This window comes from Kitasatospora sp. NPDC041917 (genome assembly GCF_055589745.1).
In genome coordinates, this window is record NZ_JBVJBI010000027.1 from 73,547 (window position 1) to 89,757 (window position 16,211).

The 16,211-nt window shown below is 73.9% G+C and carries 19 protein-coding genes and 2 pseudogenes; 11 read left to right on the forward strand and 10 right to left on the reverse strand.

Annotation, left to right across the window (positions count from 1 at the left end; translation table 11 throughout):
• The first annotated feature begins 38 nt into the window (after positions 1-38).
• The 4 genes from ACZ6EM_RS27900 (at position 39) to ACZ6EM_RS27915 (ending at position 2,758) form a co-directional block, all read left to right on the forward strand.
• Complete coding sequence (locus tag ACZ6EM_RS27900; RefSeq protein ID WP_465773511.1) at positions 39-290, forward strand: hypothetical protein; 252 nt, start codon at positions 39-41, stop codon at positions 288-290.
• A 322-nt stretch (positions 291-612) separates the two neighbouring features.
• Positions 613-1,581, forward strand: coding sequence for an LLM class F420-dependent oxidoreductase (locus tag ACZ6EM_RS27905; protein WP_452179732.1), 969 nt, complete (start codon positions 613-615; stop codon positions 1,579-1,581).
• A gap of 139 nt (positions 1,582-1,720) precedes the next feature.
• Positions 1,721-2,065 carry a hypothetical protein gene (locus ACZ6EM_RS27910; RefSeq protein ID WP_452179733.1) on the forward strand — a complete coding sequence of 115 codons (345 nt, stop codon included), beginning with the start codon at positions 1,721-1,723 and terminating at the stop codon, positions 2,063-2,065.
• Positions 2,066-2,215: 150 nt separating this feature from the next.
• A complete protein-coding gene (locus ACZ6EM_RS27915; RefSeq protein ID WP_465773512.1) occupies positions 2,216-2,758 on the forward strand; it encodes a DUF6328 family protein in 543 nt (180 codons plus the stop codon).
• On the opposite strand, the gene ACZ6EM_RS27920 is transcribed toward ACZ6EM_RS27915, so the two are convergent.
• Both ACZ6EM_RS27920 and ACZ6EM_RS27925 read right to left on the reverse strand, forming a co-directional pair.
• On the reverse strand, positions 2,740-2,892 hold the full coding sequence (locus tag ACZ6EM_RS27920; protein WP_401045483.1) for a hypothetical protein: 153 nt from the start codon (positions 2,890-2,892) through the stop codon (positions 2,740-2,742). The genes ACZ6EM_RS27915 and ACZ6EM_RS27920 overlap by 19 nt on opposite strands.
• Before the next feature lie 144 nt (positions 2,893-3,036).
• Entirely contained in the window at positions 3,037-3,180 is a 144-nt protein-coding gene (locus ACZ6EM_RS27925; RefSeq protein WP_401045503.1) for a hypothetical protein, read from the reverse strand.
• Here ACZ6EM_RS27925 and ACZ6EM_RS27930 point away from each other — a divergent pair.
• Positions 3,180-3,788: pseudogene (locus tag ACZ6EM_RS27930) on the forward strand (molybdopterin-dependent oxidoreductase); the annotation flags it as partial. The gene ACZ6EM_RS27925 and the pseudogene ACZ6EM_RS27930 sit on opposite strands and share 1 nt — an antisense overlap.
• A 303-nt stretch (positions 3,789-4,091) precedes the next feature.
• Here ACZ6EM_RS27930 and ACZ6EM_RS27935 read toward each other — a convergent pair.
• From ACZ6EM_RS27935 to ACZ6EM_RS27945, 3 genes are all read right to left on the reverse strand, one after another.
• A complete protein-coding gene (locus ACZ6EM_RS27935) occupies positions 4,092-4,628 on the reverse strand; it encodes a hypothetical protein (RefSeq protein ID WP_401045481.1) in 537 nt (178 codons plus the stop codon).
• Between the two features lie 1,020 nt (positions 4,629-5,648).
• Positions 5,649-6,221 (reverse strand): flavin reductase family protein, encoded by a 573-nt coding sequence (locus tag ACZ6EM_RS27940; protein ID WP_401051780.1) that lies wholly within the window; start codon positions 6,219-6,221, stop codon positions 5,649-5,651.
• A 115-nt stretch (positions 6,222-6,336) separates the two neighbouring features.
• On the reverse strand, positions 6,337-7,356 hold the full coding sequence (locus tag ACZ6EM_RS27945; RefSeq protein WP_401051782.1) for a YihY/virulence factor BrkB family protein: 1,020 nt from the start codon (positions 7,354-7,356) through the stop codon (positions 6,337-6,339).
• A gap of 311 nt (positions 7,357-7,667) precedes the next feature.
• Here ACZ6EM_RS27945 and ACZ6EM_RS27950 point away from each other — a divergent pair, with 311 nt between their 5' ends.
• A complete protein-coding gene (locus ACZ6EM_RS27950) occupies positions 7,668-8,663 on the forward strand; it encodes an iron-containing redox enzyme family protein (RefSeq protein WP_401051784.1) in 996 nt (331 codons plus the stop codon).
• On the opposite strand, the gene ACZ6EM_RS27955 is transcribed toward ACZ6EM_RS27950, so the two are convergent.
• The 3 genes from ACZ6EM_RS27955 to ACZ6EM_RS27965 all read right to left on the reverse strand — a co-directional run bounded on the left by ACZ6EM_RS27955 (position 8,637) and on the right by ACZ6EM_RS27965 (position 10,564).
• Positions 8,637-8,873, reverse strand: a complete 237-nt coding sequence (locus tag ACZ6EM_RS27955; RefSeq protein ID WP_401051786.1) for a CDGSH iron-sulfur domain-containing protein — start codon at positions 8,871-8,873, stop codon at positions 8,637-8,639. The genes ACZ6EM_RS27950 and ACZ6EM_RS27955 overlap by 27 nt on opposite strands.
• Entirely contained in the window at positions 8,857-9,513 is a 657-nt protein-coding gene (locus ACZ6EM_RS27960; RefSeq protein ID WP_401051788.1) for a HemK2/MTQ2 family protein methyltransferase, read from the reverse strand. The genes ACZ6EM_RS27955 and ACZ6EM_RS27960 overlap by 17 nt, the downstream gene beginning before the upstream one ends.
• A gap of 166 nt (positions 9,514-9,679) precedes the next feature.
• A complete protein-coding gene (locus ACZ6EM_RS27965) occupies positions 9,680-10,564 on the reverse strand; it encodes a Rieske (2Fe-2S) protein (RefSeq protein ID WP_465773513.1) in 885 nt (294 codons plus the stop codon).
• Between the two features lie 183 nt (positions 10,565-10,747).
• Here ACZ6EM_RS27965 and ACZ6EM_RS27970 point away from each other — a divergent pair, with 183 nt between their 5' ends.
• Positions 10,748-11,206, forward strand: coding sequence for an SRPBCC family protein (locus ACZ6EM_RS27970; protein ID WP_465773514.1), 459 nt, complete (start codon positions 10,748-10,750; stop codon positions 11,204-11,206).
• Between the two features lie 652 nt (positions 11,207-11,858).
• Here ACZ6EM_RS27970 and ACZ6EM_RS27975 read toward each other — a convergent pair.
• Positions 11,859-12,587, reverse strand: a complete 729-nt coding sequence (locus tag ACZ6EM_RS27975) for a class I SAM-dependent methyltransferase (RefSeq protein ID WP_465773515.1) — start codon at positions 12,585-12,587, stop codon at positions 11,859-11,861.
• Positions 12,588-12,597: 10 nt separating this feature from the next.
• Positions 12,598-13,284, reverse strand: a complete 687-nt coding sequence (locus ACZ6EM_RS27980; protein WP_465773516.1) for an HAD family hydrolase — start codon at positions 13,282-13,284, stop codon at positions 12,598-12,600.
• 120 nt (positions 13,285-13,404) lie between these two features.
• On the opposite strand from ACZ6EM_RS27980, the pseudogene ACZ6EM_RS27985 reads away from it, so the two are divergent.
• The 4 genes and pseudogenes from ACZ6EM_RS27985 to ACZ6EM_RS28000 all read left to right on the forward strand — a co-directional run bounded on the left by ACZ6EM_RS27985 (position 13,405) and on the right by ACZ6EM_RS28000 (position 16,089).
• Positions 13,405-14,261, forward strand: a pseudogene (locus ACZ6EM_RS27985) (SDR family NAD(P)-dependent oxidoreductase).
• Positions 14,262-14,263: 2 nt separating this feature from the next.
• Entirely contained in the window at positions 14,264-14,587 is a 324-nt protein-coding gene (locus tag ACZ6EM_RS27990; RefSeq protein WP_452179740.1) for a plasmid stabilization protein, read from the forward strand.
• Between the two features lie 279 nt (positions 14,588-14,866).
• Positions 14,867-15,583 carry a proton-conducting transporter transmembrane domain-containing protein gene (locus ACZ6EM_RS27995; RefSeq protein ID WP_465773517.1) on the forward strand — a complete coding sequence of 239 codons (717 nt, stop codon included), beginning with the start codon at positions 14,867-14,869 and terminating at the stop codon, positions 15,581-15,583.
• 269 nt (positions 15,584-15,852) lie between these two features.
• Complete coding sequence (locus ACZ6EM_RS28000; protein WP_401049087.1) at positions 15,853-16,089, forward strand: DUF6296 family protein; 237 nt, start codon at positions 15,853-15,855, stop codon at positions 16,087-16,089.
• The last annotated feature ends 122 nt before the right edge of the window (positions 16,090-16,211 follow it).

The following is a 16,211-nucleotide window of genomic DNA, read 5'->3' on the forward strand; positions in this document are numbered from 1 at the left end:
CTGGAGCGGCGTCCGGGCGGGGCGCGGTGAGGGGCCGGGTGATCGGGGCTGTCGGCGAACCGGGCGCGTGGGAGCGGTTGCTGGTGGTGCTCGTCGACGGTCGGTGCCTGGTGACCGGGGAGCTTTCCGAGCAGGAACGGGCAGAGCTACAGGCGCCGGTCGCCGGTCGGCTTCGGGAGCCACATCCGGGGGCGCGGTCGGTGGTGCGCTGGCTGCATCCGGTGCTGGCCGTCGTCGTCGAGCTGGAGGCCGGGCAAGTGTGCCGTATCGCGTTGCCCGCAGACTGCTGACCCGAGCAATTCACCGGGGGGCCTGCGGGTGCGCTGCGGCGTGCCGTGGCGGCGCGAATACCGTCGGTCAGAGTGGGGCGGCAGGAGGACGTGCCGGGGCACGGCTGAGCCCCCACGATGCCGGGGCCGACGGTGAGGCGGGCCAGACCGTCGACGTCGGTGAGTGAGCGGCGGTGGGCGAACACCGCCCGTTGCCGGTCAGCGCTTGTGCCGCAGAGTAGCCGGCGGAGGAGGAGGCGGCGGTTCGGCCGCCCACGCGGGCGGCGACGCGCCGGCGGGGCCGTCGGTGTGAGGGGTGCGGTAATCGGGGCAGGCGCGGGTCATGGTGAGAATCGGATACACGATGATGACCGAGCAGCGTGGCCCGAGTGATCTGGTCGCGGACGTCGTCCGTGCCGAGCGGGCGGGCTTCGACTTCTCGGTGATCTCGGACCACTACTTCCCCTGGTTGGACGAGCAGGGCCATGCGCCCTATGCGTGGGCGGTGCTCGGCGCCGCCGCGCAGGCGACCTCTCGGATCCCGCTGATGACCTACGTGACCTGCCCCACGTTCCGCTACCACCCCGTCGTGATCGCGCAGAAGGCCGCCACGCTGCAGTTGCTGTCCCAGGGCCGCTTCCGGCTCGGCCTGGGCAGCGGCGAGAACCTCAACGAGCACGTGGTCGGCCGGGGCTGGCCCGCGGTGCCGGTGCGCCAGGCGATGCTCGACGAGGCGGTGCAGATCATCCGAGCGCTGTTCGAGGGCGGGTACGTGAGCACACGAGGCCGGTACTTCGATGTCGAGGGAGCCCGGCTCTGGGACCTGCCCGACCGGCCGCCCCCGATCGGCGTGGCGGTGTCCGGGCCGGGCTCCTGCGCACTGGCGGGCCGGCTGGCCGACCTGGTGATCGCCGTGGAGCCCGACCGGGAACTCATCGCCGGGTTCGCGGAGCACGGCGGCGCCGGGAAACCGGCGGTGGGCCAGCTGCCGGTGTGCTGGGACCCCGACCGCGGCGCCGCCGTACGACGGGCCCACGAGCAGTTCCGCTGGTTCGGCGGCGGCTGGAGGGTCAACGCCGAACTGCCCGGCCCAGCCGGCTTCGCCGCAGCGAGCCGCCTCGTCCGCCCCGACGACGTCGCCGAGGCCATCCCGTGCGGCGACCGGGTCGAGGACTTCGTCGAGGCGGTACGGCCGTTCACCGACGCAGGATTCGGCGAGATCGCCCTCGTCCAGGTCGGCGGCGACAGCCAGCCCGCCTTCCTCGACTGGGCCCAGGCCACCCTGCTGCCGGCGCTGCGCGCGGCGTTCTGAACCCGGCCCGGTAGGCGGGCCACCTGCGGCCGGGGCGGTTCACCCGAACGCCCGGCATCCGGCAGGCGGGCCCTTGCCGGAGTACTGTCCGGTGTCCCGCCGGGCGGCGGGTGGCGGTGAGTCGTCGTAGGTTGCGGGCATGACCAGTGACGAGACGACGATCCCGGCCGTGGGGGTGCGCCCACTGGACGAGGTGTTCGACGCGATCGACACCGCCAACCGGCGTCCGCAGCCCTGGACGGGGTTCGATTACGGGGTTCTGGGGGCCTACCGGTGGGCCGCCGGTGCCCAGGTCGCGGCACCGGTCACCGCCGCCGCCGCGCTCGGGGCCACGGGGCCGTGCCGCGCGCAGCTACTGGCCGAGTGCCAGGCCGCCGCGGTCCGCCTGCGCGACGCGCTGGACGAACGCACGGACGCCGCGTACGCCTTGGGCGCCTACCAGGCGCTGGCCTGGTTGTGCGGCCACCATAAGGACCGCCCCTGACCGGTCACGGACGACCATTGCCCCACCGCGCCGCACGAGGCGACGGTCCGTGCGGCGAACCCACACCGGCGGCGTGGAGAGTGCCAGCGGCACCGCTCCGGGGCCCAGACGGGCCGCTGAAAGCACCGCCCGCAGGCGGGGGAGGACCCGTTGACGAAGAATGACGGTGCACCGGGCCGGGACGAGACGCCCCAGCAACGCGCCGACCGGCTCTGGAACGAGATGCTCCAGGAAGTCCGCGTGTGCCAGACCGGCGCACAGATCCTCTTCGGCTTCCTCATCGGCGTGGCCTTCACCCCACGCTTCGCCACCCTGCCCGACTTCGACAAGAACCTCTACGTCGCCACCGTCGTCCTCGGCGCCGTCGCCACCGGCGCCCTGATCGCACCCGTGGCCTTCCACCGCTTCCTCACCGGCCACGGCATGAAACCCGAACTCATCCACGTCGCCAGCCGCCTCATCGCCACCGGACTCACCACCCTGGCCCTGACCATCGCCGCCGCCCTGCTGCTCCTGCTGCGCACCGCCACCGGCAACCCGGCCGCCGCCTGGGGCCTCAACGCCGCCTGCCTGCTCTGGTTCACCGCCACCTGGCTCGTCCTGCCCCAGGTCGTGCTGCGGCGCACAGCCGCCCGCCAGGCAGCAACGCGCGAGCATGGCGACACCGGCGGTGGTTACGGGCCCTCGCGATGACGCTTCCTGCAGCGCTGGTCCGGCTGGGGCCGCATCCGCTCGCCGCTGCCGGGATGGGACTGGCTCTTCTCGGTCGGGCAGCGGCGGCCCGGGAACCGCTCGGCCGGGTTCTGCGGGGTGTCCTGGTCGCTCATCACCACCGCGGTCCGCCTCGTCGGTAGACGCGTGGCACTGGCGTGGCTCGGCGCTGCCGGCCGCGCCTGCCGAGTCTGGCCGCCCAGGCCCCCGCCGCTGTGTGCATCGCGGGCCCAAGTGGTCGGCTCACCCGGCCGGCGGTATCAGGCCAGTGGGGCGCCCTCGACGGTCAGCCGTTCCACGAGCTGGCCCCGGTGCAGGGCGGCGACGGGTTCGAGGAGGTCGGGGTGGCGCAGCAGGGCGGCGGCCTGGGCGTCGTGGGTGCCGGGGTCGGTGAGGCGTCGCATGGCGCCTCGCCGAAACCGGCGCCCTGAAGTTCCTGTGGATCAGCGCCACCAACCCGGCCGTCTCCCTGCCCGACCTCACCCGGATCCGCGAAATCCTCGCCCGGCCCGGCCTGTTCACCGTGGTGCAGGACATCTTCCCCACCGAGACCACCGCGCTCGCCGACGTCGTGCTGCCGGCCGCGACCTGGGGCGAGAAGACGGGCACCTTCACCAACGCCGACCGCACCGTCCACCTCTCCGAACAGGCCGTCGACCCGCCCGGCCAGGCCAGGGCCGACCTCGACATCTTCCTCGACTTCGCCCGCCGCATGGACCTGCGCGACCGCACCGGCCGCCCGCCGATCACCTGGCACGACGCCCCGTCCGCGTTCGCCGCCTGGCAGCTGTGCAGCGCCGGCCGCCCGTGCGACTACACCGGCCTCAGCTACCAACTGCTGCGCGAACACGGCGGCACCCAGTGGCCGGCCACGCCCGTCCTGCCCTTTGGCACCCAGCGGCTGTACGCCGACGGCCGCTTCTGGGCCCACCCGGACGCCTGCGAGACCTACGGCCGCGACCTCAACACCGGCGAAGCCGCTACCGAAGCCGAGTACCGCGCCCCTCGACCACCACCACTGACCCCGCCCGGCTCCAGTTCCTCGCGGGGTCAGGGCGAGGGAGGGTGATAGGTGTCCGAGAAGGCTCAGGGCTTCGGCCACCCACTCCTGCTGGATGGTCTGCCGGTCGCCTTCCAGGCGCGGTGAGATGACCCGGGTGCCGTGCTGATCGGCGAGGGCGATGAATAATGCCGGTGCCAGCAGGCCACAGGTGAGGGATCCCGCCACCGCCACCGTGCTCCCGGCCGCCTGGAACGCCGCATGAGCTCACGTACCACCCGGCCAGGCCTGCCTCATCCACGAATACCGAGCCGCTCACAAGACCGTGCCCGAGCCGGCACCCGGCCCGGAGCCGGGGCGGTGCGCAAGCACGGCGGCGCTGACCACCTGATGCCAGCCGTTCAACGTGCGCGACTGTTCGGCTGCCCGTTCGGCAAGGCGGTCCAGCTCCACCCGGTCCAGGCGCTCATCGGTGTCAGCGATCGCACGTAGCGCCCGCCACAGCGCGGCTTTGCCCTCGACGCCGGTGCGCAGCGTCTCCAACTCGATCAGGTCGCTGAGCGGCGCCCGGCGTACGACGGTCCCGTTGGGCTTGAGGCGGCCGAGACGCTCACCGGCGAGGCCGAGCCAGGTCCGGTAGCGCCGCACGGGCACGCCGAGCCGGGTCATGATCCTCACCAGAGCGTCACGGTCGTGCTCGATGTCGCGGGCCAGCCGCCGCAGGTCATGCGCGCGGGGGCTGCCGGGGTGAGTACGGGCCATGCGGTCAGCCAGCGCAGCGCCCCCGAAGGCGCCGGTCAGGTGGTCGTTCAGGTAGATGTGCAGGGGCTCGGCCAACGGTTGGGCGGACATCACGCTTCCTCCCGGATCAAGGGCCGGACACCGGGATCGTCGAGCGCGCGGGCGCAGCGGGTCGAAGACGGTGCGGTCATTTCATCGTGCCGCGAGCTGCCGCCAGGCGCTCGCGCACGGACCGCACAGGCGGCGCGGGCTGCGCCCGGCGTTGACCGCGGTAGCCACGCGACAGCCCCCCGGTGCCGTGGTGAGCGGGCCCGCCCGGGTAGGCGCGGGCCGGTGGGGGCGACCGGGACCGGGACCGGGACGGAAAGGAATCGCCATGTTGCTGTTGCTTGGACTCCTGTTGATGACGGCGTCCGGTGCCTTCGCCGGACGCTGATCGCGGACAACCTCTCCGGCGGGCCCGATTACCAGGTGACCGTGCTGGGCAACGACCTGGCGACGCTCGACAGCCTGGGCATCTTCCTGTCCGGTGTGTCCCTCGCCCTGGTCTTCTGCCTGGGCCTGGCCCTGATGACCCGGCGAACCCGGCGCCCCGTCCGGCCGGGCGCGCACGGGGAAACCCGCCCAGCGCCCGCCCAGCCCCTTCCGCCCACCCGTGACGAGGCGACCGTGCCCGCGGGGGAACGTGCCGCCGAGCAGGGTGGCCGGGCCGTCGGCACACCGGATGAGCCCGCCCGGGGCGGTCGGATCCGCCACCTGTTCGGCCACCAGGGGCCGCGAAGCCCACAGACTCTGACTGCACGACGACCACCGGCACCCCCGCAGCGGACGAGGAAGGCGCGACCGCACGACCGGCTCACGGCTGTCCTCCATGCGTCCGTCCCCCGACGAGCCGCGGGCGCGGCTGCTGTTCGCCGGCCGCGGGACCTGCCGGGAGGTGCGGCGACGATGACGGCGCCGGCCGGCCCCCGCCTGTTCTCCCGGGTGGTCCTCGCGCCGCTGCTGGTGTCCAACGCCGTCTCCTACAGCACCGTCGGGACGGGTGCCGGCCGTCCGGTCCTGGCTGATCGGCGTCGGCTCCACCGTCTACGGCGGCGCGCTGGTCGGGAACGCCGTGGCCCGTAGGACCGATCAGGCCGGATGGCCCGGCTCGATGTCTGCCACGTCCCGGGAAGACAACACCGGGGCCGCCCCCGGCGGGGTGTGGACCACGACCGGGGCGAGCAGCAGCCCGGTGTGGTCCCCCCAGCCGGCACGGTCCAGGATCCGGCCGACGAACCAGGCCGGTGCCTCGGCGAGGACCGGCGCGCCGTGCGGGCCCTGGTACCACGCGACCCGGGCGAACGTGTCGGTGTCGTCGCCGGTCCGGCCCCCGAACGGCTCTGCCAGCCGGTGGTCGGGCGGAAGCAGGTGGACGGCGAGAACCTCCACCGCCAGGGCGACGGCATGGGTGTGGTTCGCCTTCGACGCCCACACCACGAACCGCGCGGGACGGATCGAGCACTGTCCGGCGAACCCGACCAGGCAGCCGGCCGGCTCGCGCCCGGCGGCGGTCACCACGTACACGGGGTAGTCCAGCAGGGCGGCGAAGTCGTCGAAGTCGTTCTCGGCCGGTGCCCCACGTCCGGGCCCGTTCGACGGCCGCTCAGCGGTGCGGCCGTTCGAGTCTCCCCGCCGGTCGGTCGACTTCACCGGATCGGCCATGACGGGCCTCCTACGCTCGCCGTACGCGGGTCGCCCCGCGCGTACCCTCTTCTCCCGCGACCACACCGGGCCCTCGTCCTCGCGCACGGCGCAGCGTGATGTCCCCGTCCGTCCATCACGTCCCGGGGCCGGAGGGCCGGTCGTCGTCGCCCTCCGCCCCGCCCACGCCTTCACCTCCGTCCTCGTCGTGGAAGGAGACGTCGACGTGCTGTTCGGGGCGGCGTTCCTCCTGCCTGGCGACGGACGACAGCACGTCCTCGTCGGCGTCGGTGAGCGGGGGCTGCAGGATGCTGCGCGGCCACAGCCGACGGGCGAGCACGACGTTCGTCTCGGCCGCGTAGACGGTGATCTGGGCGGCCAGGTAGAGCCAGGAGAGCAGGCCGATCACCGTGGCGAAGAAGCCGTAGACCTGGCCGGCGTGGCGCAGTTCGTGGGTGACCAGCAGGGCGCCGAACGCCTGGAGGAGGGTGAACAGCGGGCCGGCCAGCGCGCACCCCGGCCACAGCGCCCTGACGGGAACCTCCTTGGGCGTGAGCACCCGGAAGCAGGCCAGGCACACCGTGGCATTCAGCAGCGCCGAGATCAGCAGCCCCCCGACGCGGGCGAGCGGCCCGCCCAAGGCGGTGCCGACCAGTGAGGCGGCGGCCGTGGTGAGCAGCAGCCCGGCAGTGAGGACGGCGAAGAGCAACAGGCTGCGCACCAGCCGCGGCCAGTAGCCGGGCCGCCGCACTCCCGGGACGTTCCAGATCTCGGCCATGGCGTGCTGGAGCACCTGCGCGATGCCGAGTGCCCCGTACAGCAGCCCGAGGACGCCGATGACCAGGGCAAGGCCGCTGCCCTGGAGGGAGTGCACGTTCTGACGCAGCTGGTCGCCGATGATGGGGAAGTCGGCGAGCGCGGAGTCGAGCACCGACTGCTGGGCACCGGGGTGGCCGTGCAGGACGAACCCGAGTGCGGTGCTGAGCAGGAGCAGCAGCGGGATCAGCGCCACGAAGCCGTAGTACGTGATGAGGGCGGCGAGCAGCCCTCCACGGTCGTCGCCGTACTTCTTGACGACACCGACGACCAGACCGGGAACGCGGTGGCGCTGCTGGAAGCGGTCGAGGGCGCGCAGGGTTCGTTCGATCGGGTTCACGCCGACGCGTCTGCCCGTGGTGCGCGGGCCGACACCCCGGCGCCGCCCCGCGACGGCCCGCACCCGTGAGAAATCCGAACGTTAGACACGACCGAACCAGGGCAGCCGCTCAGCGCCAGGGACGACGATCGCGTGGAGGCGGGCACGATGGAGCGGAGGGAACAGGCGGCACAGCCCGGGATCGGGAGCGAACCGCGCCGTGACCATGGGCCGGCAGCCCTGCTGCGCAGGTTCGGCTCGGCCTCCGAATCCGACCTGGGCACCGCCGTCGCGGTGTGGTGCGCCTGCACCGAGGGCCGCGGGAGCGGGCGGTGAGCGGGCTCCCGGAGCCGCGCGGGCCGCTGTCCGAGGCGGTGCTGGGCCTGCTGACCGCCGGGCCGCCCGGTGCGGCCCGGTTCCTGGCACCGCCCGAGCCCGCCACCGATCCCTGGGGCGAGGACCACCAGCTCGCCCTCCACCTCTGCTACGAGCTCCACGACCGTGGGCTGCCCGGAGTCCACCCGGGCTGGGAGTGGGAACCCGAACTGCTCTCCTACAGGCGAGAGCTGGAACGGCCGTTCCTCGCCGCGGTGCGCGCCGAGGCGGAGCCTGTCCGGCCGCTGCGCCAGGCCCTGGAACGGCTCCTGGCGGAGCCCCTGGACGGCGCCGGCCCGTCGCACTACCTGCTGGCCGAGGGCGCACGATGGCACGCCCGTGAGTACCTGGTGCACCGTTCGGTCTACCACCTCAAGGAAGCCGACCCGCAGCTGTGGATGCTGCCACGGCTCCACGGTCCCGCCCAGGCGGTGCTGATGACGGTGGCCTACGACGAGTACGGCGCCGGCCGGCCCGACCGCGCCCACTGCCTGCTGTTCGCACGGATGATGGCCGACTTCGGCCTCGATCCGGAATACCGGCACTACCTCGACCTCGTCCCCGCGCCCGCGCTCGCGGTGGTCAACCTGATGACACTGTTCGGCCTGCACCGTGCGCTGCGCGGCGCCGCCGTCGGACACTTCGCCACCGTCGAGATCACCTCCTCGCCCGGCTCCGCCCGCCTGGCCGCAGCCCTGCAGCGCCTCGGCGCAGGACCGGACGGCACGCTGTTCTACCGCGAGCACATCGAAGCCGACGCAGTCCACGAGCAACTGGTCCGACGCGGTGTGATCGAAGAACTGATCACTGCTGAACCCGAGTTGGAGGCCGACATCGCGTTCGGCATCGCGGCCGCCGAGGTCGTCGACAGCCGGTTCGCCGACCACCTGCTCGGCCGGTGGCGGACCGGCCGAAGCTCGCTGCGCTCACCGCTGCCCGACGGCCGGATCTGAAGCCCGCTCCGGCCGCGCGCGGCGCCGGTGACTGGTGTCGCAGAACGGATAGCGACGGCTGCGCCGGCATGCGCACAGCGCCACCACCGGGCGGTCGCAGCGGCGCACAGTCCCGTCCGGCAGGACCACCTCCACCGGACCCTCGACCAGCAGCGGCCCGCCCGGCACGATGACCACCCGGGTCGCGGCCCTGTCAGTGCTCCCGGACACCGCGCACCACCACCAACTCCTCCTCGCGTTCGCCGGGCCGGATCAGCCCCCGCCGCTCGAACAGTGCGGCGCGCGCCGTCATGACCGGCCCGAAGGCCTGCCAGCGCCGGGCCACCACGGCCACCCGCAGTCCCGCCGACCGCAGCGCGGCCAGCGTCGCCGGGACACCGGCGAGTGAGGACTGCACCAGCAGCAGTCTCCCGCCCCTGGCCAGCAGCCGCGGCGCCTCCCGGCAGATCCGGTCCAGCAGCAGCCGCCCGTCCGCACCGGCGTCCCAGGCCAGAGCGGGCCCGCGGCCGGGCCGCGCCACGTCGTCGCCGGTGGGGACGTACGGCGGGTTGGCGGTGATCAGGTCGAAGCGCCGGCCGGCGACCGGGGCCCCCAGATCGCCGCGGCACAGCCGCACCCTGCGGCGGTTCAGCCTCGCGTTCACCCAGGCGGTCGCCACCGCCAGGGCCGACAGGTCCACGGCGGTGACCCGCGCGCCCGTCCCGGCTGCGGCGAGGGCGACCGCACCGGTCCCGGTGCCGAGGTCCAGCACCCGGCTGGCGGCGTCCAGCACCTCGCGGCGCAGGCAGGCGAGCAGAAGCTCGGTGTCGCCCTGAGGCGCGTAGACTCCCGGCGCTCTGATCAACAGCATGCCGGGCGGCTGCCCGGATCGACGGCGCCCACACCTCGAACACCGGCCGGCACCGCGGGTGGCCGCCGCGGCCGCACTCCGCCGACCACGGACGCTCGCATGCCCCCGGTCCGGGTGGTGCGACGGGCGGACGTGCCGGGCGCGAACAGCGACCCGGTGGGACCGGTCAGGTCGGCTCGGTCAGCCGGATCTCCAGGTGTCCGGAGAGCACCCGGGTCTCGAACACCGGCTGCGGGGCGGTGGCCGGTCCGTGCACCACCTCGCCGTCCCGCAGCCGGAACTCGCTGCCGTGCCATGGACAGCGCAGGCAGCCGTCCATCAGCGTGCCCTCCGAGAGCGGCCCGGAGAGGTGGGCGCAGCGGTCCGCGAGCACATGGCAGTCGTCCCCGTCGCGAACCACCACCACGGCCAGTTCGCCGACCATGCGGCGGACCGGTTCGGCGGGCGGGAAGTCGTCGACCACGCCCAGCCCGACCCAGTCCGACGGCGCCAGCGGGGGCACCGCCGCCGCGCGGTTCGGACCGGCGGCCTGCCGATAGGACAGGTGCCCGCCGAGCGCGGCGCCCGCCGAGACGGCGGCCAGCCCCGCCAGGCCCAGCAGTCGGCCGTGCATCCGCCGACCACGGCAGCGGGCCGCCAGCGAGGCGCCGTACAGCAGTACGCCGGTCGTGTTGACGCCGGCGTGGACCAGCCCGGTGCGTCGGCGCGGCGGGTCGAGCCGGGCCCAGTCGACCCAGCCCGCGAGCGCGGTGGGGCCGGCGGCCAGCAGGCCCGCCGCCACCAGACGGTCGGCGCCGCGGTGCGCGGCGGGAGTCCAGTCCAGCAGCCCGGCGGAGAGCCAGCAGCCGAGCGGGAACTGGACCAGTGCGGGGTGCAGCGGGTGCCCGAGCCACACGCCGTGCAGGGCGTCGCGGTACGGCCCGAGCGGCAGCCCGGCCACCGCGCCGGCGAGCGGTTCGGCGGCTGTGTCGAGGAACTCCCAACGGGCCGGCGCGTCGAGCGCGCGGCGCAGCCGCCGGGACCACGGGTGAGTGTGCAGTGAGGAGTCCATGCCGGGCGCCTAGCCGGGCCCGCGTCCGCCAAACCTGCTTCCCTGACGAGTGCGCAGCCCCCATGCCACCCACCGGCCGGGCCCCGCGGGATGAACGTGGCGGTGCTTAGGGCGCGGCGCATCGGGAAGGCGCGCGGGCGGGCCGGGAAGGCCCCGGCCGCCAAACCCCGCGAGGAGGCCCAGATGAGCACGGTGAAGGAGACGGTCGACGTCGACGTCCCGCTGCACACCGCGTACAACCAGTGGACCCTGTTCGAGGAGTTCCCGCGCTTCATGGAAGGCGTCGAGGCCGTGACCCAGCTGGATGATCGCCACAATCACTGGCGGACCAGCATCGGCGGTGTCACCCGCGAGTTCGACACCGAGATCGTCGACCAGCTGCCCGACGAGCGGATCGCCTGGCGGACGACGGACGGCGACGTGCGCCAGAAGGGCGTCGTGACCTTCCAGCGGCTGGACGACCGGCACACCCGGGTCAACCTGGCCATCGACTTCCAGCCCGAGGGCATGGCCGAGAGGGCCGGCGACATGCTGGGCATGGTCGACCGGAGGGTCAAGGGGGACCTGCGGCGCTTCAAGGACTTCATCGAGCACGAGGGCCGGGAGGAGGGCGGCTGGCGCGGCCGGATCACCCCTGGCTGAGCGTCCGTCGTCGACCGCACCCCCTGGCCGCGGCCCCGGTCCGAGTGGCCGGGGCCGCCGCACGGCCACGCCCGTCGACGGGATGCGCTTCACGAGCGTCCGCAGGACTCCGAGCCGAGCCCCCCGTTCACCACCCGAGCCGAGCCCCGCAGGGCCCGGCTCGGAGGGTGAGTGGATGGGTCACCATCGGTGTGGGGTGGGCCCTGGCCGGTGGCGACCAGTCAGCCGTAGGTGACGGTGGTGAGGGGGACAGCGGCGGTCGCTGCACGCCGGCATCCGGTGAGAAACCGGCTGACGAGGGTGGCGGGGCACCAGGCGGAACACCGCCAGGAGAGACAGGCGACTGATCGGGTGCGGCACGGGATCGAAGCCGCGGTGCGATTCCCGCGGCCTGTTCGCCGTGGCGTGTGGGCGGTGCGTGGGGCTGGCCGAGCGGATGATGCCGACTCTGACGGCATGCTCGCGCGAGGGGGCCGGACGGCTCAGTCCTTCCGGCCATGGAAGACCGAGCCGACCCACAGCGTGGCTGCGTATCCGTGCGTAGCCGGGCTGGTGGATCCATCAGAGTGCCAGTCAAACGCTCGTGCTGTGGGTCGTCCAGCGGCATGGCGCCCGGAATGTGATACCCGCAGGCGGGCAAGGTCGGGGTTGTCTAGAAAGCGGGGCGGCGAGCCGCCACGAGGCCGGATCCAGGGGCCTGCACAACGTGCAGTCCTGCGGCTTCGAGCTCCTCGGTGAGACGCTCGGGCGGGGCCGGCCACATGTCGAACGCCTCCCGAGCCTCGCGCAGCAGCTCCTGCCCGCGTTGGACGCGGTAGGTGAAGACCACGCGCAGGATGCCGCGGTCGGGTCGGCGGGTGACGTCGGCGCTGTACAGGTCGGGGCCCACCCGCACCGGACCGAGCCGTCCCATCGTCTCGCACCCACCGGTCAGGTCGGCGGGTGGCGGATCGAACAGGAGCAGGCCGCCCGGCAGGAGGGCGGCCGAGATCGCCCTCCAGGTGGCGCGCCTCGTCGGGGGATCCAGGCAGGCGATCACGTTGGAGGCGACGGCGAGGTCCGCCACGGCCGTCAGGCCTGCCGCCGCGAGGGGCTCGGGGTGCACGGTGACGCGGGCGCGCTGGTCCGCCCCGAGGTGGGCCAGGCGCGACAGCAGGGCGGCGCGCATGGCCGGGGCCGGTTCGACGGCGTGGACGGGCACGCTGGAGGCGCGCAGCAGGACCTCGGTGACGATGCCGGTGCCGGCGCCGACATCCAGGACCGCGTGGCGGGCCCGGGTGGCGGCCGGGGCGAAGCGCCGCTCGGCCAGACGGCGGTCGGTCTCGGCCTGCAGGAGGTCGTAGAACTCCGCGGAGACCGCGTAGCCGCCGGTGTCGCCCACGTCCGGGCGGCTAACCGGGCTGCGTCGTGTAGCGGGTCGGGTCTCCGAGAGCGCTGCTGTCGAGGCGGGTGAGGAGTTCGCTGACGTCGCGGTGGACTTCGAGGGCTCCGGCCGTTCGCAGAGCCCGTTCGCCGAAGCCGCCGGACAGTACCGCCACGCACGCGACTTCGGCCCCGGCGGCGGCCTGGACGTCCCAGGGGGTGTCGCCGATGAACAGCGCCTGGTCCGGCTTGGCGCCGGACTCGGCCAGGGCGGCGTGGACGAGGTCGGGGGCGGGCTTGCTGGCCTCGACGTCGTCGGCGCTGGTGGCATGGTCGATCGCGTCGTCGGCGTCCAGCGCGCGTCGCATCACCTGAAGGTCGCGTGCTGAGGCGGAGGAGGCGAGGGTGATCGTCCAGCCGCGCCGTTTCAGTTCCCGCAGCAGGCCGCCGGCGCCGTCGAAGGCGCGCAGGCGCGGCCAGAAGCGGGCGAAGAGCGCCTGGTGTGCCGCGCTGATCGCCTCATCCTGCTCGCGGTCGCGGTCCTCACCCAGCAGGTGGTCGAGGAGCTGGTCGCCGCCCATGCCGATCGCCCCGTGAATGCGGGCCATCGCCGGGGTGTGGCCGAACTGGCCGAGCGCCTCGGCCCAGGCGACGGTGTGGCAGTAGCTGGTGTCGAGCAGTGTGCCGTCGACATCGAACAGTGCTGCGGCCGGCATCGAGGCCTCCTTCGTTCACGCCCTGGGTAGGTCCACCCTGTCGACGCTACGACCCGACAACCGGCCACGCACGCGGCGCCGGACCGTTTGCCTCGCCGTCTCCGGGAAACCCGGAGCAGCATGGAACCTATGGAAGCTGCATGCCGCACCGTCGTCATCACCGGGGCCAGCGGCGGCATCGGCCGCGCCTGCGCCGAGGCATTCGCCGCCCACGGGGACCGGCTCGCGCTGATCGCCCGCGGCCGGACCGGCCTCGAGGCGGCCGCGCGGGAGGCCAAGCTGGCCGGCGCCGCCGAGGTCATCGCCATCGAGGCCGACGTCGCCGACACGGACGCGGTGGAAGCCGACGCCGAACGGGCCGAGAGAGCGCCTACAGCGGCGCCAAGCACGCCATCCAGGGCGTCAACGAGGCGCTGCGCTGCGAACTGCTCGCCTCCGGCGCGCGGGTGCGGACCACGATGGTGCGGATGCCGGCCGTCAATACCCCGCAGTTCGACTGGGTCCGTTCCCGACTGCCCAACCGGGCGCAGCCGGTGCCGCCGATCTACCAGCCCGAGGTCGCCGCCTGTGCCGTGCTGTACGCGGCCGACCACCCCGGGCGGCGCGAGTACTGGGTCGGCGGCAGCACGGTGGCCACCCTGGTGGCGAACGCCGTCGTGCCCGGGCTGCTGGACCGCTACCCGGCCCGCACCGGCTTCGGCTCCCAGCAGGAAGACCGCCGGCGCCGCGCCACAGACCCGGACAACCTGTTCGAGCCGGTCGATGCCCGGCGGGACTTCGGGGCGCACGGCCGGTTCGACGACCGGGCCCGGGACCGCAGCCCCCAGCAGCAGGTGGCGCACGCCTTCGGCGCCCTCGCCGACGCGGGGCGTCGCGCGGCCGGACGGGTGCAAGCCGGTTTGCCCGGCGCCGGTGGCGGGTTCCTCTCACGGATGCGGGGAACACGCGCCCCGGAGTCGTCGGAAAGGAGTGTCTGATCATGCCTCGCGGATCGACTCCCAAACGGGAGCGGCAGTACGAGCACATCAAGGACAGCGCGCTGGAGCGCGGTGAGAGCGAGAAGCGCGCCAAGGAGATCGCCGCGCGCACCGTGAACAAGGAGAGGGCCCGGCACGGGGAGTCGAAGACCGCCAGCCGCAGCTCGGTGAAGGACATCTCGTCCTCCCGTCGAGGTGGTCTGCGTTCGCACAGCGGCTCGCAGGGTCCCACGTACGAGCAGTTGTACAACGAGGCCAAGCAGCGCAACGTCCACGGCCGCTCGAAGATGAACAAGAAGGAACTCGAACACGCCCTGGGCCGATAGGAGCTGGTGACCGTGGGTACCGTTCCCGTACCGCCCGACCCCGACACCAACCCCCTGCCACCGACCGAGCCCCCGCGGCCGCCCGGTCCGCCGGAGCCGGTCGAGCCTCCGGTGCCGCCGGATCCGCCCGCGCCTCCCGGCTCGCCCGAGCCTCCGCCCGAACCGCCCGCCCCGCCCGCCCCGCGCGAGCCGACGGAACCGGCTCCGCCGGAACCCGGGCACCCCCGCCCGCCGGAGCCTCCCGATTGACCTGGAGCCCATGACACGGCTGGGCCCTGGATGGCGCGTGGACGCGCCGCCTGCGTCGCGGTGTCGCCAGGCGGCCGGCAATCGAACAACGGCCTGGGGAACGGCATCGCCCGCATCTACCGGACCGTCTTCTCCGGCCCCGGCGGCATCCCCCACCAGGCCTTCCGCACCACCTTCACCGCCCTCGGCCTTCTCACCGCCCTGCTCGGGGCCCTGATGTGCTGGCAGCAGCGCCACCTCAAGCGCCTGCTCGCGTTCTCCACCATCAGCCACGTCGGCCTGTTCCTCATCGCCGTCGCCCTGCTCACCCCCGACGGCGCCACCGGCACCGCGGTGTACGTCGCCGCGCACGGCCTGGTGAAGGCCGCACTGTTCGCCCTCACGGGCGTCCTGCTGGACCGCTACGGCTCCGTCGACGAGCACGGCCCGCACGGCAAGGCACGTGACCTGCGCACAGTCGGCGTGCTGTTCGTGGCCGGCGCCCTGGCCCTGGCCGGGATGCCGCCGTTCGGCACGGGCCTCGGCAAGGCCCTGAGCGAGGACGCCGCGGCCGGTGGCAGCCGTGGCTGCCCGCCGTGTTCGTCGCCGCCTCCGCCGTCACCGGCGCCGCCGCTCTCCGCGCGGCCCTGCGGATCTTCTTCGGCATCGGCCCCGCCCCGCGCAGTCGACCGGACCAGGACGAGACCACCGGCGAGGGCGAGGAACCCGAGATCCGTTCCCCGCAGCGCACCCTGCCGCGCGCCATGACGATCGTCCTGCCCGCAGAACGGACACCGTGACTGCCGGCCCGCGCTCCCGGCGTGCGGCGTACGGTGGGGCAGGCGGCCAGAGGCCGATGGCGCCCCGAGAACCCGGCGCCCCCGTGCGGGGTGTGCGGGCCCGCAGGTGTGGCGGGCGGCCCGCCGAGGTGAGCGTGGCCAAAGAAAGGGCGCGAGGCCCGCGCCTGGACAGCCGGGCGCGCACCCGGGCAGGCTGGAGGCAGTGCCCGGGCGCCCGAGCCACGAGAGGTGGTGGCCATGTCCGTTCACCGGCGCTACGCGGTGACGCTGCCCGGACCTGTCGGCGCGCACGCCCGGCCCACGGTGCTCCCGGTGCACCTGAGCGAAGACGTCGCCCCGAGCGGTGGCCACGTCTGGACGGACGCCTCCGGCCAGTGGCGGATGCGGATCGACGGCGACGTGGCGACCGTACTGTCCGCGCCCGCCGCATACGACGGCCGCCACCCCTGCCTGGACGCCGTCCCGATGCCCTGAGCGGGCGACCCCTGTGGGCAAGGCAGCAGTGTCTGGAACCTGATGGTTCGGGACTCCGGCGGCCCGTCCGGGCACACCGTGGCGATTTGGCGAAAAGCAGACGGGCTCGAACGGCCGCTCGC

What these genes read in the sequence shown, in the direction of transcription:
- ACZ6EM_RS27990 (WP_452179740.1), top strand. Translation starts at nt 14,264, where the DNA reads ATGCCTCGCGGATCGACTCCCAAACGGGAGCGGCAGTACGAGCACATC.
- ACZ6EM_RS27960 (WP_401051788.1), bottom strand. Translation starts at nt 9,513, where the DNA reads ATGCTGTTGATCAGAGCGCCGGGAGTCTACGCGCCTCAGGGCGACACC.
- ACZ6EM_RS27940 (WP_401051780.1), bottom strand. Translation starts at nt 6,221, where the DNA reads ATGGCCGATCCGGTGAAGTCGACCGACCGGCGGGGAGACTCGAACGGC.
- ACZ6EM_RS27980 (WP_465773516.1), bottom strand. Translation starts at nt 13,284, where the DNA reads ATGCCGGCCGCAGCACTGTTCGATGTCGACGGCACACTGCTCGACACC.
- ACZ6EM_RS27925 (WP_401045503.1), bottom strand. Translation starts at nt 3,180, where the DNA reads ATGCGACGCCTCACCGACCCCGGCACCCACGACGCCCAGGCCGCCGCC.
- ACZ6EM_RS27935 (WP_401045481.1), bottom strand. Translation starts at nt 4,628, where the DNA reads ATGTCCGCCCAACCGTTGGCCGAGCCCCTGCACATCTACCTGAACGAC.
- ACZ6EM_RS27995 (WP_465773517.1), top strand. Translation starts at nt 14,867, where the DNA reads ATGGCGCGTGGACGCGCCGCCTGCGTCGCGGTGTCGCCAGGCGGCCGG.
- ACZ6EM_RS27905 (WP_452179732.1), top strand. Translation starts at nt 613, where the DNA reads ATGGTGAGAATCGGATACACGATGATGACCGAGCAGCGTGGCCCGAGT.
- ACZ6EM_RS27920 (WP_401045483.1), bottom strand. Translation starts at nt 2,892, where the DNA reads ATGAGCGACCAGGACACCCCGCAGAACCCGGCCGAGCGGTTCCCGGGC.
- ACZ6EM_RS27910 (WP_452179733.1), top strand. Translation starts at nt 1,721, where the DNA reads ATGACCAGTGACGAGACGACGATCCCGGCCGTGGGGGTGCGCCCACTG.
- ACZ6EM_RS27965 (WP_465773513.1), bottom strand. Translation starts at nt 10,564, where the DNA reads ATGGACTCCTCACTGCACACTCACCCGTGGTCCCGGCGGCTGCGCCGC.
- ACZ6EM_RS28000 (WP_401049087.1), top strand. Translation starts at nt 15,853, where the DNA reads ATGTCCGTTCACCGGCGCTACGCGGTGACGCTGCCCGGACCTGTCGGC.
- ACZ6EM_RS27970 (WP_465773514.1), top strand. Translation starts at nt 10,748, where the DNA reads ATGAGCACGGTGAAGGAGACGGTCGACGTCGACGTCCCGCTGCACACC.